At 62.6% G+C, this 14940-nt stretch carries 15 protein-coding genes; 9 read left to right on the forward strand and 6 right to left on the reverse strand.

Going from position 1 to position 14940, the window contains the following annotated elements:
• Positions 1 to 9: 9 nt before the first annotated feature.
• On the reverse strand, positions 10 to 639 hold the full coding sequence (plsY, locus tag CD04_RS0108685; RefSeq protein WP_031405941.1) for a glycerol-3-phosphate 1-O-acyltransferase PlsY: 630 nt from the start codon (positions 637 to 639) through the stop codon (positions 10 to 12).
• Positions 640 to 1052: 413 nt separating this feature from the next.
• Complete coding sequence (locus CD04_RS0108695; protein WP_031405945.1) at positions 1053 to 1547, reverse strand: aminoacyl-tRNA deacylase; 495 nt, start codon at positions 1545 to 1547, stop codon at positions 1053 to 1055.
• Between the two features lie 128 nt (positions 1548 to 1675).
• On the opposite strand from CD04_RS0108695, the gene CD04_RS0108700 reads away from it, so the two are divergent.
• From CD04_RS0108700 to CD04_RS0108720, 5 genes are all read left to right on the forward strand, one after another.
• Positions 1676 to 2521, forward strand: a complete 846-nt coding sequence (locus CD04_RS0108700) for a 3',5'-nucleoside bisphosphate phosphatase (protein ID WP_031405947.1) — start codon at positions 1676 to 1678, stop codon at positions 2519 to 2521.
• A 44-nt stretch (positions 2522 to 2565) separates the two neighbouring features.
• Complete coding sequence (locus tag CD04_RS0108705) at positions 2566 to 3201, forward strand: L-threonylcarbamoyladenylate synthase (protein WP_031405949.1); 636 nt, start codon at positions 2566 to 2568, stop codon at positions 3199 to 3201.
• A gap of 82 nt (positions 3202 to 3283) precedes the next feature.
• Entirely contained in the window at positions 3284 to 3943 is a 660-nt protein-coding gene (locus CD04_RS0108710) for a site-2 protease family protein (RefSeq protein ID WP_031405951.1), read from the forward strand.
• A 127-nt stretch (positions 3944 to 4070) separates the two neighbouring features.
• Positions 4071 to 4538 (forward strand): acyloxyacyl hydrolase, encoded by a 468-nt coding sequence (locus CD04_RS0108715; RefSeq protein WP_231480507.1) that lies wholly within the window; start codon positions 4071 to 4073, stop codon positions 4536 to 4538.
• Positions 4525 to 5751, forward strand: a complete 1227-nt coding sequence (locus CD04_RS0108720) for a tryptophan--tRNA ligase (RefSeq protein WP_051849045.1) — start codon at positions 4525 to 4527, stop codon at positions 5749 to 5751. The genes CD04_RS0108715 and CD04_RS0108720 overlap by 14 nt, the downstream gene beginning before the upstream one ends.
• On the opposite strand, the gene CD04_RS0108725 is transcribed toward CD04_RS0108720, so the two are convergent.
• A complete protein-coding gene (locus tag CD04_RS0108725) occupies positions 5748 to 6338 on the reverse strand; it encodes a DedA family protein (protein ID WP_051849046.1) in 591 nt (196 codons plus the stop codon). The genes CD04_RS0108720 and CD04_RS0108725 overlap by 4 nt on opposite strands.
• Positions 6339 to 6501: 163 nt before the next feature.
• A complete protein-coding gene (locus CD04_RS0108730; protein WP_031405959.1) occupies positions 6502 to 6705 on the reverse strand; it encodes a cold-shock protein in 204 nt (67 codons plus the stop codon).
• A gap of 255 nt (positions 6706 to 6960) precedes the next feature.
• Between CD04_RS0108730 and CD04_RS0108735 the strand changes: the two genes are divergently transcribed.
• The 4 genes from CD04_RS0108735 to CD04_RS0108750 all read left to right on the forward strand — a co-directional run bounded on the left by CD04_RS0108735 (position 6961) and on the right by CD04_RS0108750 (position 12403).
• On the forward strand, positions 6961 to 7932 hold the full coding sequence (locus tag CD04_RS0108735; RefSeq protein WP_031405961.1) for a bifunctional riboflavin kinase/FAD synthetase: 972 nt from the start codon (positions 6961 to 6963) through the stop codon (positions 7930 to 7932).
• A gap of 111 nt (positions 7933 to 8043) precedes the next feature.
• A complete protein-coding gene (gene ileS / locus CD04_RS0108740) occupies positions 8044 to 10908 on the forward strand; it encodes an isoleucine--tRNA ligase (protein ID WP_031405962.1) in 2865 nt (954 codons plus the stop codon).
• Between the two features lie 21 nt (positions 10909 to 10929).
• Positions 10930 to 11493 (forward strand): signal peptidase II, encoded by a 564-nt coding sequence (gene lspA, locus CD04_RS0108745; RefSeq protein ID WP_081857989.1) that lies wholly within the window; start codon positions 10930 to 10932, stop codon positions 11491 to 11493.
• Positions 11494 to 11578: 85 nt separating this feature from the next.
• On the forward strand, positions 11579 to 12403 hold the full coding sequence (locus tag CD04_RS0108750; RefSeq protein WP_051849249.1) for a DUF2189 domain-containing protein: 825 nt from the start codon (positions 11579 to 11581) through the stop codon (positions 12401 to 12403).
• Positions 12404 to 12561: 158 nt separating this feature from the next.
• On the opposite strand, the gene CD04_RS0108755 is transcribed toward CD04_RS0108750, so the two are convergent.
• Both CD04_RS0108755 and CD04_RS0108760 read right to left on the reverse strand, forming a co-directional pair.
• Entirely contained in the window at positions 12562 to 13542 is a 981-nt protein-coding gene (locus CD04_RS0108755) for a quinone oxidoreductase (RefSeq protein WP_031405969.1), read from the reverse strand.
• Positions 13543 to 13619: 77 nt separating this feature from the next.
• On the reverse strand, positions 13620 to 14852 hold the full coding sequence (locus tag CD04_RS0108760; protein ID WP_031405971.1) for an MFS transporter: 1233 nt from the start codon (positions 14850 to 14852) through the stop codon (positions 13620 to 13622).
• Positions 14853 to 14940 lie beyond the last annotated feature (88 nt).

Consider the following 14940-nt stretch of genomic DNA (forward strand, 5'->3'; position numbering starts at 1 on the left):
GATCGGCCGTTATGGGCGCTTCGCGCCAATGCGGCGCTCCTTGCCGTCCAAAAGATTGCGAATGTTCTGACGGTGTCGCCATACGACCAAGGCCGCAATGACGGTCACGGCCACCAGCATGGCTGGGTCGGCTTGCCACACCAGACCGCTTCCGAACCAATCGTAAAACGGCGCAAACAGCGCTGCCGCTAGCGCAGCGACCGACGAATACCGACTGAACATCGCGACGATCAGCCAAGTCGCCATTGTGGCCAACCCAAGCCACGGGTTGACGGCCATGAGGACGCCAGCAGCCGTGGCCACACCTTTGCCACCCTTGAACTGGAAGAAAATGGGATAAAGGTGTCCAAGAAAGACTGCGATGGCCACGAGCGGTACGGCGGCATGGTCGAGAAAGCCAACGTGCTGGCCCTGATAGGCCAGCCATACAGGCAGCCAGCCCTTCAACGCATCCAGTGCCAAGGTCAGCGCTGCAGCCGGTTTGCTCCCTGTACGCAGCACGTTCGTCGCACCCGGATTGCCCGAGCCAAAACTGCGTGGATCCGGCAATCCCATGCCTCGACTCACAACCACGGCGAAGGCGATGGAACCAAGGAGATAGGAGGCCAACGCGGCAAGTAGGGCTGTGAGGATCGTCATGCGCAGCGATTCTATTGAACATATGCTCGCGCATGCCCCTTCCAAGCCCGATCCGACGCCCAGGGTCACATCGGCGAAGCCGTCCGGGCAGGAGGTGGCCCAGCGGGAGGTCTGCGCCTGTTGATTCCTGCTGCTCTGGATCCAAGCACGGCAAACAGATGGGACTTTGCGTGCGCCACATCCGGCCTCAATGCCGCGATCCTGCGCGCAGCCTCAGGCTCGGTCAACGCGTATTCGACGTCCAGGACGATGCCGCGTGCTGCCACCTTCGCCCTGACACCCGGCCTACGCAGGCCGCGTTCAAGTGCCCCCTCGTGCGACAACGCCATGCGTTGCGCGGCGGGAGCGTTCATGACAAGCCGCCAGCCCTTTTGCGCGACGCCAACTGCGATTGCGGGACCTGGCATGCCTCATCAAGTCAGCGGCAGAGCACACTCCACGGATTGGGCCTGCAGCAAGTCACGCAGCACTGAAGGCTGGATGCCCAGAAGCAGCCCGCGGCGCCCGCCATTGATGTAAATGCGCGCCAATGACAACACGCTGGCCTGCACGTAAATGTCCATGGGTTTGCGCAACGCAAAGGGGGACGTGCCACCGACTTGATATCCGCTATGCCGCTGCGCCACTTCTGGAGTGCAGGGCTGAACACTCTTTGCACCGATCGCCCGGGCCAGGTTCTTTGTCGAAACTTGGCAGTCCCCGTGCATCAGCACCACCAAAGGCTTGGCCTGCTCGTTTTGCATGACAAGAGTCTTGATGACAGCGTGCAAGTCCAGCCCCAGGCATTCGGCCCCCCAAGCTGCGCCGCCGTGATCCACATACTCGTACGGATGCAAGGTGAATGCAACCTTCTTTGTGCGCAGCCAATTCGTGGCGGGGGTCTCAGTGGGGCGCCGGTTTGTGCTCATGAGGATCGTTGGTCATGCGGGGGATTGGCTCCATTGCAGCAGGCTGGGTGCAATCTGCCAAGCCGGGCGTCGCCGGGGCCAAACCCATACCCCAAGCCGAGCCTGCGCGGCAGCCTAGAATCGGCACCATGCTCGTACCAGCCAATGCCGACCTGCACTGCCACTCGACCGTGTCTGACGGCACGCTCGCACCGGCGGCACTGGCGCGCCGCGCGCACGCCAATGGAGTGCAGATCTGGGCCCTCACGGACCATGACGAAACCGGCGGCCTGCATGAAGCAGCGCAGGCAGCGCAGGCACTGGGCCTGCATTTCGTGCCCGGAGTTGAAATTTCCGTTTCGGTCGGCGACCAAACTGTGCATATCGTGGGCCTCGGAATCGACCCCTCCAACCCGCTATTGCTTGGCGGGCTGGCCCAGGTGCGCGCCGGGCGCGATGCGCGCGCGCACCTGATGGCCAAGGCGCTGGAACAGCATACCGCCATAAGCGGCGTGTACGAAGGCGTCAGCCGTTACGCGGGGAACCCCGCGCTCATTTCGCGCACCCATTTCGCGCGCTACCTTGTCGAGCAGGGCGTCTGTGGCACCACACATGAGGTCTTCGGCCGGTTTCTCACTCCAGGCAAGCCCGGCTACGTTGAACACACTTGGGCAACGTTGCAGGACGCTGTCGAGTGGATTCGCGCAGCTGGCGGCCAGGCCGTCATCGCGCATCCGGGCCGTTATCGATTCACGCCCACGGAGGAATGGGCGCTGTTTTCGAGCTTCAAGGAAATGGGAGGCGCTGGCGTGGAAGTCATGACCGGCAGCCACACGGCATCGGACTTTCGCAAGTATGCCAGCTTGGCGCTGGCATTCAACCTGCGTGCATCGCGCGGATCAGATTTCCACAGTGCCAGAGAAAGCCGCTGTGATCTGGGCCAACTGCCCGCGCTACCGGCTGATCTGCCCCCCATCTGGGAACTGCTGCACTAGCGGCGACAACTCGACCCAGTCGCGCACACCCTTATCTTGCATCCATGGCGCAATATTTCCATATCCATCCCGACAATCCACAAGCACGGCTCATCAAGCAGGCTGCGGCCATCCTCCATGGTGGCGGGATCGCAGCCATTCCAACCGACTCGTCTTATGCCCTGGTCTGCCACCTGGACGACAAAGCGGCGGCTGAACGCCTGCGCCGCATCCGGCAAGTCGACGAAAAGCACCACCTCACGCTGCTTTGCAGTGACCTTTCTGAACTCGGGACCTACGCCGTGGTGGACAACCGCCAATTCCGCCTGCTGCGTGCTGGCACTCCCGGCCCCTACACGTTCATCCTCGAGGCCACCAAGGAAGTCCCACGACGGGTGTCACACCCCTCGCGCAGGACGATCGGTGTGCGCGTACCCGAGCATGCCGTGACCCATGCTCTGCTCGCCGAACTCGGCCAGCCCCTTCTGGCCACCACCCTCATCATGCCCGCACACCAAGACCCCCTGAACGATCCCGAGGAGATCCGAGCCGTCCTGGAAAAACATGTGGAGCTTGTGCTGGACGCTGGACCCTGCCCGCATCAGCCCACGACCGTGATCGACCTGACCGGGGATACGCCCGTCGTCGTGCGACTGGGACGCGGCGCACTAGCCCCACTGGGGCTAAGCGCGGAAATCTAAGGCCAACATCCCCGCCACATCTTCCCCTTGCACCCTGCCGCTCCACACCCCGCATAGGCCTCAAGCCCCAACAACTCGATTCATGGACCAACTTATCCAGGCCGTAACGGTCTTTGCTTTACCGGTGCTGTTTGCCATCACCCTGCATGAAGCCGCACACGGCTACGCGGCGCGCCACTTCGGCGACAACACGGCCTACATGATGGGCCGGGTTTCGCTCAATCCGGCAAAGCACATCGATCCCATTGGCACCATTCTCGTACCACTGGTGCTTTACTTCGCAACCGGCGGAAACTTTTTGTTCGGTTACGCCAAACCGGTTCCTGTGAATTTCGGCGCCCTGCGCAACCCCAAGCGCGACATGATCTGGGTGGCCCTCGCGGGACCCGCTTCCAACTTCGTCCAAGCGTTCCTGTGGGGTTTGGCGCTCATCGTCCTGCACGCTCTCGGGGACAGCGAAATCTACTTCTACGATGTGGCCCGAGCCGGAGTCCTGGTCAATATCGTGATGTTCGTGTTCAACCTTTTTCCCATCCCCCCGCTCGACGGCGGCCGCGTGCTGGTTGGCCTGCTACCGGTGCGTCAGGCCATCGCGCTATCACGCATCGAGCCGTATGGTTTTTTCATCGTGATGGCCCTGGTTCTCACCGGCGTTGTGACCACGGTGTGGTTGATCCCGCTCATGGGGCTGACCCAAGCCGTGCTTAGCCTGCTGTTGACGCCCTTCCGGGTCTTGCTCTAACTGTCCGCTTCATCTCCATCAGAACACAACGCTCCAACGTCCTTTTATGCGCTCAAGCATTCGAGATCATTCCTGCACATTTCCTGTCCGGCCATTCCTTGCTTCCATCCTGATTGCAGGCGCCTGCGTGCAAACCGCACAGGCCGCTGAGCTTTCGGCACTTTGGGGTGCGTACAAGGGTTATCACAACACCACGATTGCCTACCAGACCAGTCCTTTTTGGGCGCACGACTTCAGCCACAGCAGGCTGGACTTGACTCTGGAAGCGTCGGGCGGCCAAGTCACTGCGCCCTCCGGTACGCCCGACCACTCGCTCTGGCATGTCGGGCTCACGCCATTTGTGCGCTGGTGGCTCACGCCGCAATCGGGAGTGGAATTCGGGATCGGTGCGAATGCGTTTTCGGGCACCCACCTCGGCAGCAAGAGGATCTCGACCGCCTATCAATTCGGTGACTCCATTGGAGCGTTCCATCATTTCAATCACACACCGTGGACTCTGGGCGTGCGGCTGACGCATTACTCCAACGCCGAGATCAAACGCCCCAACCCAGGGCAGGACTACATCCAACTGCGCTTAAGCTATGGCTTCCTCTGAATCGTCGAGCCCTTCTGTGAACCCGGACGGGCGTGTTCTGTCCGGCATGCGCCCAACGGGTGCACTGCATCTGGGCCACTACCATGGTGCGCTCAAAAACTGGGCCCGACTGCAGCATGCTCATACCTGCTTTTTTTTCGTGGCCGATTGGCATGCGCTGACTACGCATTACGAATCGCCCGAGGTGGTCGCGGCCAACAGCAATGACATGGTCATCGACTGGCTCGCCGCGGGAGTCGATCCGGACAAGGCCACCCTGTTCGTGCAAAGCCGGGTCCTTGAACATGCGGAACTCTTTCTCCTGCTCGGCATGGGCACACCGCTGGCGTGGCTCGAGCGCGTGCCAACGTACAAGGACCAGATCGAGAATCTGAAGGACAAGGACCTGCTCACCTACGGCTTTCTTGGCTACCCGCTGCTGCAGGCAGCTGACATCCTTATCTACCAAGCGCGTTGGGTGCCGGTTGGTGCTGATCAGATCCCGCACATCGAAATGAGCCGCGAGATTGCCCGCCGCTTCAATGCGTTGTATGGCAAAGATCCCGAAACTGAAGCGAAGGCGCGTCTTGCCGCCGCCAAGTTGCCCGCTGCGACGCGCGAGCAGTTGCAACAGCTGCGCCGCGCCGCCGATCAGGACGGCCTGATTGAAAAACGCGACGAGGCACGCGCCTTGGTCGCAGCCAGCCCGCTGTCACGCGCCGAAAAGGATGCATTGCGCGCCCAGATCGATGGTGGGCGGCGCACAATCCTTCGGGAACCCGAGGCGCTGCTTACACCGGAATCCAAATTGCCGGGTCTGGACGGGCGCAAGATGTCAAAGAGTTATGGCAACGCGATCGCCATCCGCGAAGAACGCGCTGTCGTCGAGCACAAGGTCAAGCGCATGCCAACGGACCCTGCACGAGTCAGGCGTACGGATCCTGGCAATCCCGAGCGATGCCCAGTCTGGCAATTCCACTTGGCCTACACGGACACGGACACGCACGACTGGGTGCAACGCGGCTGCACGACCGCCGCAATCGGTTGCCTCGAATGCAAGCAGCCGGTCATTGACGCGATCCTGCGCGAACAGCAACCCATGCTGGAGCGTGCGCAGCCTTACCTCGACCAACCATCGCTTGTGCGCGACATTTTGGACGCCGGTTGTGACAAGGCACGCATCACGGCGCGCGAAACGATGCGTGGCGTACGCGAGGCCATGGGCCTGCGTTAAGAGCGGTCTCCGCGCGATGCCGGGCCTCGCAAGGCCGCTCTGCGTACGGCGCGGCGTCGCGCGACCATCCAGATCGCGCCAATCAACGCCACAAGCAGCAGCAACCCGGCTTCGACGTGCTGAAGCCGGCCCGACAGGCTGGCCAACGCCTGCCCAAACAGCCATCCCAGGCCCGCGATCATCGGCGCCCACAGCATCGCACCGATGACGTTGAACACGAAGAACCGCAGCGGTGGCACGCCTGCAGCGCCGATCGTGATGGGCCCGGCGATGCGCAATCCATACAGGAAACGCACCCCCACAATGGCCCAGTGGGGGTAGCGCTGCAGCAAGCGTCCGACCCGAGGGAACTGGGCGGCCAAACGGGGAACGCGCACAATCAGGCGCCTGCCCCACTGACGCCCGATCCAATAGAACAACTGATCCCCGGCGCTGGCAGACGCGCAGGCAATCGCCACCACCCAGCCGAAGTCCAGCAAGCCACGGTGCGCCGCGTACCCGGCCGCCAGCAACACGGTTTCACCCTCCGCGAAGGCACCCAGGGCAACTGCCACATAGCCCCAGTCGTGGATGAACTGTTCCACCATGCGGCCTCCCTCATGTGCGCCCTACGCCACGTGTTGCCACCCAGCCCGAGCGTGAGGCGCATAAAAAAAGCCGGCCCAGAAGGCCGGCTCTTCATCGCTTGACGCCATGACGGAAACTTTATGCTTCCATCATGGCCGCAAGCAGAAAAACAGCTGGAGAGACTCAGATGGGGCGGATTTGTGACGCCTGTGGTCCCTTGGGGCCGGCCTTCACGGTGAATTCCACGCGCTGATTTTCTTGCAGGGTCCGGAAACCCTTGGATTGGATTTCGCTGAAGTGAGCGAACAGATCTTCGCCGCCTTCGTCGGGCTTGATGAAACCAAAACCCTTGCTTTCATTGAACCATTTCACGATGCCGGTGGGCATAATCATCCTTTCAAATCTTGAACATTAAGAAGAATGCAAATCTTCAACAAGCCCAGCCGGTTTATCGAGATCCAATTAACCCTAACTGTAGGCAGAATCTGCCCGTCTTGAAGCGACTGCAGGGCTTACTATACACCGAATGGCGCGTTTGCAAGTGTTCTATGCAAGGCATGCGCCAAATCGCCGCCAGACCATCTGGGCACCGTTGCCTTGGTGCCACAAGGCGGATCTGCCCCACATTCTCCAACGCAATTCATGCAGCTATTTCGCGGCTTTCATCACGCTGCCTTGACGACGCCCAGTGCCGTAAGCATCGGAAATTTTGACGGTGTTCACCGCGGGCATCAGGCCATGCTTGCCTTGCTTGTGAACGAAGCCCGACACCGCAATCTGGTGTCCTGCGTACTGACTTTTGAACCCCATCCGCGCGACTATTTCGCCGCGTTGCAAGGCAGGCCCGAGACGGCGCCAGCCCGCGTTGCTCCCCTGCGTGACAAGTTGGCGGAGCTGGCGCGCTGCGGCGTGGACCGCGCCGTTGTGTTGCGCTTTGACGAACATCTGGCGGCGATGCCTGCGCAGGAATTTATTGAGCGCGTGCTGCTGGACGGCCTGCACGCGCGGTACGTGCTGGTGGGGGATGACTTTCGTTTTGGCGCACGCCGAGGCGGGGACTACGCTTTGCTCGATGCACAAGGCGGGCGCTTGGGTTTCGACGTGGCGCGCATGAACGCCTACGAAGTGCACGCTCAGCGCGTGTCCAGTTCGGCTGTGCGCAAGGCACTGGCAGCTGGCGACATGCGACTTGCTGAGAGTCTGCTCGACCGTCCCTACGCCATCTCGGGTCATGTGCAGCACGGACGCAAGCTCGGGCGCAATTTGGGCTTTGCCACCCTCAATCTGCGCTTCGGTCATGCCCGGCCTGCCGCGCAGGGCGTGTTCGCGGCGCGTGTGCACGGTTTGCAAGGCCAGCCTCTGGACGGTGTGGCGAGCCTCGGCCAGCGTCCAACTGTGGATGACACGGGGCAAATGCTCCTGGAGACTCACGTGTTCGATTGGAATGGGGATGCCTACGGTAAACTCGTGCGCGTGGATCTGCTGCACAAACTGCGCGACGAGGCGCGCTATGACACCCTGCAAGCCTTGACCAAGGCCATCGCAAGCGATGTGCGGCAGGCGCGCGCCTGGTTCGCAGCGAATCAATCCCAGCTCAGCGCATCCCGAATTTGACGCGCACGCCGTTCCAGCGCTGCGCGCCTCGCGCTGCCTCGACGGCGAGCCCTCATCGACACTGCATCCCAACATTCATTCGTCCACGCGCACCCCGGCGCATCCCTTGCCATGACCGACTCGACAGCGCCCAAGAAAAAGCCCGATTACCGCTCCACGCTCAATCTTCCGGATACCGATTTTCCAATGCGCGGGGACCTGCCTAAGCGCGAGCCCGCCTGGATCACCGAGTGGGATGCGAAGGGGGTATATCAGCGCCTGCGCGCAGCCCGCAGCGGTCGCCCGAAATTCGTGTTGCACGATGGCCCTCCCTATGCCAATGGGCAAATCCACGTGGGCCACGCCGTCAACAAAATCCTCAAGGACATGATTGTCAAAGCCCGCCAGCTTGCGGGGTTCGATGCGGTGTACGTGCCCGGCTGGGATTGCCATGGGTTGCCAATCGAGAACCAGATCGAGAAGCTTTACGGCCGCAATCTGAGCCGCGACGAGATCCAGGCCAGGAGCCGCGCCTATGCCGCCGAGCAGATCGCCGGACAGATGGCGGATTTCAAGCGATTGGGCGTGTTGGGTGACTGGGAGCATGCCTACCGCACGATGGATTTTGGCAATGAAGCGGATGAAATTCGGGCCCTGAAACACGTGATGGAACGCGGTTTCGTCTATCGCGGGCTTAAGCCGGTCCATTGGTGTTTTGACTGCCACTCGTCGCTTGCAGAGTTCGAAATCGAGTATGCCGACAAGAAGTCCCAGACCCTCGACGTCGGTTTTGCGTGCGCCGAACCCGACAAGCTTGCCGCTGCCTTTGGGCTGACCCGACTGGATAAGCCCAGTTTCGCCGTGATCTGGACCACCACGGCCTGGACCATCCCTGCCAATCAGGCGCTGAATCTCAACCCCGATCTGGACTATTGCTTGGTCGAGACCACGCGCGGCCTCCTGCTGCTGGCGTGCGCCCGGGTTCAGGATTGCCTGCAGCGCTACGGGATGGATGGCCACATCGTTGCGACCGCCAAGGGCAGCGCCCTCGCCGGCATCAACTTCAAACATCCGCTTGCCGCCGTCGATGCCGGGTATGACCGGACCAGCCCCGTTTATCTCGCTGAGTACGCGACGGCCGAGGAAGGCACGGGCATCGTGCATTCCTCCCCAGCCTACGGGGTCGACGATTTCAACTCCTGTATCGCGCATGGGATGCGCATCGAGGACATTCTCAATCCGGTGCAGGCCGAGGGCAGCTATGCGCCTGAGCTGCCGCTGTTCGGGGGCATGCAAATCTGGAAGGCTGCGCCCATCATCGTCGAGAGCCTTCGCCAAGCCGACCGGTTGTTCGCCACCCTGGACATCCAACACAGCTATCCGCATTGCTGGCGCCACAAGACTCCGGTGATCTACCGCGCTGCCAGCCAATGGTTCGTGCGCATGGATGAGGGCGGCGGCGTCTGCACCGTCGACAAGGCGCCGCGCAGCTTGCGAAGCTCGGCCCTGGACGCCATCGAGCACACAGCTTTCTACCCCGCCAACGGCAAGGCAAGGTTGCGCGACATGATCGCGGGCAGACCGGACTGGTGTATTTCGCGCCAGCGCGCCTGGGGCGTACCCCTGCCCTTCCTGCTGCACAGGAGTACCGGCGAACTGCACCCTGAAACGCTCGCGCTGATGGACCGCGCCGCTGATCTTGTTCAGCAAGGAGGCGTGGAAGCCTGGGCCAAACTTGACCTGCGCGACTGGCTGGGCAGTGAGGCAGAGCAGTATGAGAAGTCGACGGATATCGTCGAGGTGTGGTTCGACTCGGGCACCACGCATTTCCACGTGCTCATGCGCAGCCACGCTTCGCAACTGCAGTGGCCCGCCGACCTGTACCTGGAAGGTCACGACCAGCACCGCGGTTGGTTCCATTCCTCCCTGCTGACATCCTGCGCAATGTTCGACCGCGCGCCGTACAAGGCGCTGCTCACCCATGGATTCACCGTGGATGGGAACGGGCGCAAGATGAGCAAGTCGCAAGGCAACGTCATCGCGCCACAGGTTGTCAGCGAGAAGCTTGGCGCGGAGATCCTCCGCCTATGGATCGCCAGCACGGATTACTCGGGCGATCTCGCCATCTCCGACGCCATACTCAAACAGGTGGTTGAGAATTACCGGCGCGTGCGCAACACACTGCGCTTTCTGCTCGCCAACGTCGCCGATTTCGACCCGACAACGCAAAGCGTGCCCTTGGCCGATATGGTCGAACTCGATCGCTGGATGTTGGCGCATACCGCGGCCCTGCAGCGCGACATTCTGGCTTACTACGACCGCTACGAGTTCCACCCGGTCGTCGCGCGCCTGCTGACTTTCTGTTCTGAGGATCTGGGCGGCTTCTACCTCGACGTGCTGAAGGACAGGCTCTACACCACACCCGCGCGAAGCCTGCCGCGGCGCAGCGCGCAAACGGCCTTGTGGCATCTGACGCATGCCATGCTGCGTTGGATTGCACCATTCCTCAGCTTCACGGCTGAAGAAGCCTGGAGCCGCTTTGCGCCGCAACAGGCGCAGGCTTCCGGCACCATCTTCGTCGAAACGTACCACGCAGTCCCCGAACCCGCAGACGCCCTCGACCTTCTCGACAAATGGGCCCGTCTGCGCGCCGTGCGCGACTTGGTGAATCAGGCCGTGGAGACTGTGCGCACCGAAGGCCGCCTCGGCTCGTCGCTGCAGGCTTGGGTGGACATCACTGCGCCCGAACCGGACCACGGCCTGCTCGCCAGCCTTGGGGATGAACTCCCCTTCGCCTTCATCACGTCGCGCGCCACACTGCGTGCTGGCAGCGAGTTTTCGGTGCAGGCGCAGCCAGCCGATGCCGCCGGCGCAGCCAAGTGCGAACGCTGCTGGCATTGGGAAGTGGACATCGGCGTCGATCCAGCGTATCCGGGCATTTGTGCGCGCTGCGCGGACAACCTTGGCGGGTCGGGCGAAACCCGCCGCCACGCTTGAGAATCCATGGTGCCAAAGCCGATGCCGACCACGCCCACTCGCCCCATTCCTCAGCACGCGCCTGTCCACGCAGGTGCAGAGCCTGCCAGCGCTTGGCCATGGCTCATCGTCGCCGCCTGCGTATTGGTGCTTGATCAATGCAGCAAATGGATCGTGCAGCGTGATCTGCCGCTTGACGCCAGCCACGCCGTCACCGGGTTCTTCAACATTGTGCACATCGAGAATCCCGGCGCGGCCTTTTCGTTTCTTGCCGCGGCCGCTGGCTGGCAGCGCTGGCTGTTCACCGGGTTAGGGCTTGGGGCGTCCGCGCTGATCGTCTGGCTGCTGTCGCGCCACCGCAACCGCATGCTGTTCAGCTTGGCCCTCGCGCTCATTCTCGGCGGCGCGTTGGGTAACGTCGCCGACCGTGTCGTGTGGGGACACGTCACGGACTTTCTTGATTTCTATGTGACCATGGGCGCCAAGCAATGGCACTGGCCTGCATTCAACGTGGCCGACAGCGCCATCACGATCGGCGCGGGGCTGCTGCTCCTGGACGAGTGGCGCGAGTCGCGCAAGCGCAAGCGCGACTCGGGTCGATCCTGAGATTTTCCCCACTTGCTTTGGGAACGACCCCGACATAGCCTCTTCCTCTTGAGGGTTTTCCAAGACCCCAGAGGAGGAGATGCCCATGACACCAGAGGAAGCGCAGCGCCAACCCCTTGCAAGGGATCGCCGACAGCCCGTTTCTGTGTGCACGCTGACCTGGCGTGACCCGCTGCTTTGGCTTCGCGCGGGCTGGGCCGACGTCGTGCGCTGCCCGGCGGTGAGCCTGAGCTATGGACTGATGTTCACCCTGGTCGCCTGGGCGTTCCGGTTGAGCGCTGTGCGCAGCCCCGAGTACACGCTCATGTTGGCAAGCACCGTCTTGCTGATGGGGCCAGCACTCGCGATGGGACTGATCCAGGCCAGTCGCAGTTGTTCCATCGGCGCCGAGGCGAAGTTGCGCCCCTGCCTTGTGTGCTGGTGGCAGGCAAAGGGCAGTATGGCCCTATTTGCCGGTCTCCTGCTGGTGATCGAATTGTTGTGGGCGCGCACATCCTTGCTTGTCTTTGCGCTGTTTTCCGACAATCTGGTGCCGAATACGAACGTGCTCTCCATGCTGCTGGACGGGGCGAACCGAGCCTTCATGCTCGCCTATGGCTGTGCCAGCGCCGGGTTTGCGCTGCTGGCCTTCGGCATGAGCGCAGTGTCGCTCCCGTTGATGCTTGACCGACCCGCCGCCGACGCCATCACTGCTGCCATCACCAGCTTGCGCGCATGCCTGGAGCACCCTGCGGTGATGCTGTGGTGGGCGATGCTCGTGGCGGTAATCACCCTGCTCGCCATGCTCCCCTTGGGCTTCGGGCTGCTCGTGGCTTGGCCCCTGATCGGACATTCGAGTTGGCACGCCTATCGCGGCATCGTGTGTCCGCAAAACCTGTCGAGTCTCACGCCCTTGCAGACCGATCGCTGACCGAACTGCACTCACGGCCAAGGGTCATGCCTCACGCCTGAAGTCTTGACGAAGGCATTGCGATACGCCGCGGCGCCAATCAGGCAGCCTGCGCGTGTACCCCTCTCAAACCGGATGAGACGGCGCGCCCCACGGCGGCCGCCCGAGCATCGGGTCCATCAGGGCTCTAACACGATGCTGCCTGTGGTCTCCCGGCTTTCCAGCGCCATATGGGCCCGCGCGGCATCGCGCAGTGCGAAGCGTCGACCGATGGTGGGCGTGACTTGACCCGCAAGCACGACGCCGAACAGTTCCGCGGCCATCTGCTCAAGCGTGGCTCGATCGCCAATGTGGGTCATCAGCGTGGGGCGCGTGACATACAGCGAGCCTTTGGCGGCGAGATCGGTCAACAGAACGGGCGGCACAGGACCCGAGGAGTTGCCGAAACTGACCATCAGGCCAAAGGGCTGCAAGCAGGCCAGCGATCGCTCCCAGGTGTCGCGGCCCACGGAGTCATACACCACAGCGACGCCCTTGCCGTCCGTGATCTCCTTGACCCGGGATACCAGATCCTCTGTCCGGTGATTGATGCAATGCGCGTATCCGTTGGCCAGCGCAAGCGCACATTTCTCATCGCTGCCGGCCGTTCCTATAAGCTGCACGCCCAAGGCACGCGCCCATTGTCCCGCGATCAACCCGACGCCGCCTGCGGCTGCGTGAAATACTGCGACGTCACCGGCCTGCAGCTTGCGCGTGCGACGGAGTAGAAATTGTGCCGTCAGACCTTTGAGCATCATGCTCGATGCGGTATCGAAGGCAATGGCATCAGGCAGTTTCACCAAGACCCGTGCCGGCATCACCCGCGCCTGAGCGTAAGCACCGGTGGGACCGTTGCAATAGGCCACGCGGTCGCCCGGTGCAAAACCCCCGACACCCTCGCCCACGGCCTCGATCGTACCTGCCGCCTCCAGCCCGATCCCGGCAGGCAACTGCAAGGGGTACAGCCCCGTGCGGTGGTACACGTCGATGAAATTCACCCCGACGGCGCCATGGCGCACGCGCACTTCACCCGGCCCTGGGTCACCAAGTGGCACTTCCTGCCATTGCAGCACTTCGGGTCCGCCGGTGCGTTCGATGCGGATGGCGTGTGTCGTGTTCATGGTCGTCTCCCGGGAAAATGTCGTGAACTTGCTATTGTGCCGAGGACGAGCCAAATCTGCAGCGTCCCCCGGTTGCCTCACCGGGAGCGCAGCCAGCTCAGCGAGCGTGCCCTCAACGTGGCCAGAAGCATGGCCGCCGCAGTGAGTGCGGCGCCTGCGCCAAAGGCATATTGCGCACCGAAGTGCTGCCACAACCACCCCGCGCCCAGGCTGCCCAGCAACTGCAACAGCCCGATGATCAGATAGTAGACACCGAAGGCTGTACCGCGCAGCGCTTCGGGCGCAGTGGCGGCCACGGCTGCCGCAAACACGCCCTGCGTCAGGCCCAGGTGCAGGCCGTACAAGCACGCGCCAAGCCACAGCGTCAGCATGCCCGGCAGCGCGAGAAGCACCATGGATGCGAACAATGCTGCCGCTCCCCACAGCAGCAACGCGCGCCGTCCGAAGCGCTGTGCCAGCACGCCGGCGGGATAGGCACTGAGCGCGTAAACCAAGCTAAATGCCAGGGTCACGAGCGGTATCCAGAGCAGCTTTACGCCCTGCTGCTGACCGCGCAGCACCAAGAACGCCTCAGAGAGCCGCGCGACCGTGAATACGCTGGCGACAGCCACCACGCCCCAGTACGCGCTCGGCAAGCCACGCGCTGCCGCAAAACGGGGCAATCTGCCGGCTTCAGCGCGCCTGTGGGCCCGATCAGGCTCGCGCGAATGTGCGGGCTCCTGGACTCCGAAAGCGAGAATGCCAACGGCGATCAAAGCCGGCACGACGCCGAACCACAGCAGCAGACGCAGGCGGTCATGCAGCCACCACAACAGGGCAATTGCGGCCAGCGGACCGAGAAACGCGCCGACGGTATCCATGCTCTGACGCAGGCCATAGGCGGCATTGCGCAACGCCTCGGGAGTCGCATCAGCCAGCAAGGCGTCGCGCGGTGCGCCACGAATGCCCTTGCCGATGCGATCGATGAAGCGCGCTGCGATGACCTCGGTTGCACCGGATGCCAACGGGAACAAGGGCTTGGTAATGGCAGACAGCCCGTAGCCCAGAACTGCCAGCACTTTGCGCTTGCCAAGCCGGTCCGAAAGAGCCCCTGAGAAGGCCTTTAGCACCGAGGCCGTCGCCTCGGCGATGCCCTCAACCAGCCCCACGGTGAGCATGCTCAGGCCCAATGTCGTGGTCATGTACACGGGCAGCACGGCGTGGATCAGTTCGGATGACATGTCCATGAACAGGCTCACCCAGCCGAGTAGCCAGACTGTGCGGGGCATGCGAGCGGGCACTTCAGCAGTGGTGTTCAGGGGCTTTTGCATCGTCCGATGAGTGGTGTCAACTTGAGCGATTAAGCACAGTCTAAGGCCCAGGCACCATACTTCAGCGCATCACGCTTGTGATGCACAA

The sequence above is a fragment of the Thiomonas sp. FB-Cd genome (assembly GCF_000733775.1).
Taxonomy (GTDB): domain Bacteria; phylum Pseudomonadota; class Gammaproteobacteria; order Burkholderiales; family Burkholderiaceae_C; genus Thiomonas_A.

Bases quoted from the DNA above. Each gene is read 5' to 3' on its own strand.
- lspA (WP_081857989.1), top strand. From the start codon at position 10,930: ATGCCGACCACGCCCACTCGCCCCATTCCTCAGCACGCGCCTGTCCAC.
- CD04_RS0108730 (WP_031405959.1), bottom strand. From the start codon at position 6,705: ATGCCCACCGGCATCGTGAAATGGTTCAATGAAAGCAAGGGTTTTGGT.
- CD04_RS0108700 (WP_031405947.1), top strand. From the start codon at position 1,676: ATGCTCGTACCAGCCAATGCCGACCTGCACTGCCACTCGACCGTGTCT.
- CD04_RS0108750 (WP_051849249.1), top strand. From the start codon at position 11,579: ATGACACCAGAGGAAGCGCAGCGCCAACCCCTTGCAAGGGATCGCCGA.
- plsY (WP_031405941.1), bottom strand. From the start codon at position 639: ATGACGATCCTCACAGCCCTACTTGCCGCGTTGGCCTCCTATCTCCTT.
- ileS (WP_031405962.1), top strand. From the start codon at position 8,044: ATGACCGACTCGACAGCGCCCAAGAAAAAGCCCGATTACCGCTCCACG.
- CD04_RS0108720 (WP_051849045.1), top strand. From the start codon at position 4,525: ATGGCTTCCTCTGAATCGTCGAGCCCTTCTGTGAACCCGGACGGGCGT.
- CD04_RS0108735 (WP_031405961.1), top strand. From the start codon at position 6,961: ATGCAGCTATTTCGCGGCTTTCATCACGCTGCCTTGACGACGCCCAGT.
- CD04_RS0108710 (WP_031405951.1), top strand. From the start codon at position 3,284: ATGGACCAACTTATCCAGGCCGTAACGGTCTTTGCTTTACCGGTGCTG.
- CD04_RS0108725 (WP_051849046.1), bottom strand. From the start codon at position 6,338: ATGGTGGAACAGTTCATCCACGACTGGGGCTATGTGGCAGTTGCCCTG.
- CD04_RS0108705 (WP_031405949.1), top strand. From the start codon at position 2,566: ATGGCGCAATATTTCCATATCCATCCCGACAATCCACAAGCACGGCTC.
- CD04_RS0108755 (WP_031405969.1), bottom strand. From the start codon at position 13,542: ATGAACACGACACACGCCATCCGCATCGAACGCACCGGCGGACCCGAA.
- CD04_RS0108695 (WP_031405945.1), bottom strand. From the start codon at position 1,547: ATGAGCACAAACCGGCGCCCCACTGAGACCCCCGCCACGAATTGGCTG.
- CD04_RS0108760 (WP_031405971.1), bottom strand. From the start codon at position 14,852: ATGCAAAAGCCCCTGAACACCACTGCTGAAGTGCCCGCTCGCATGCCC.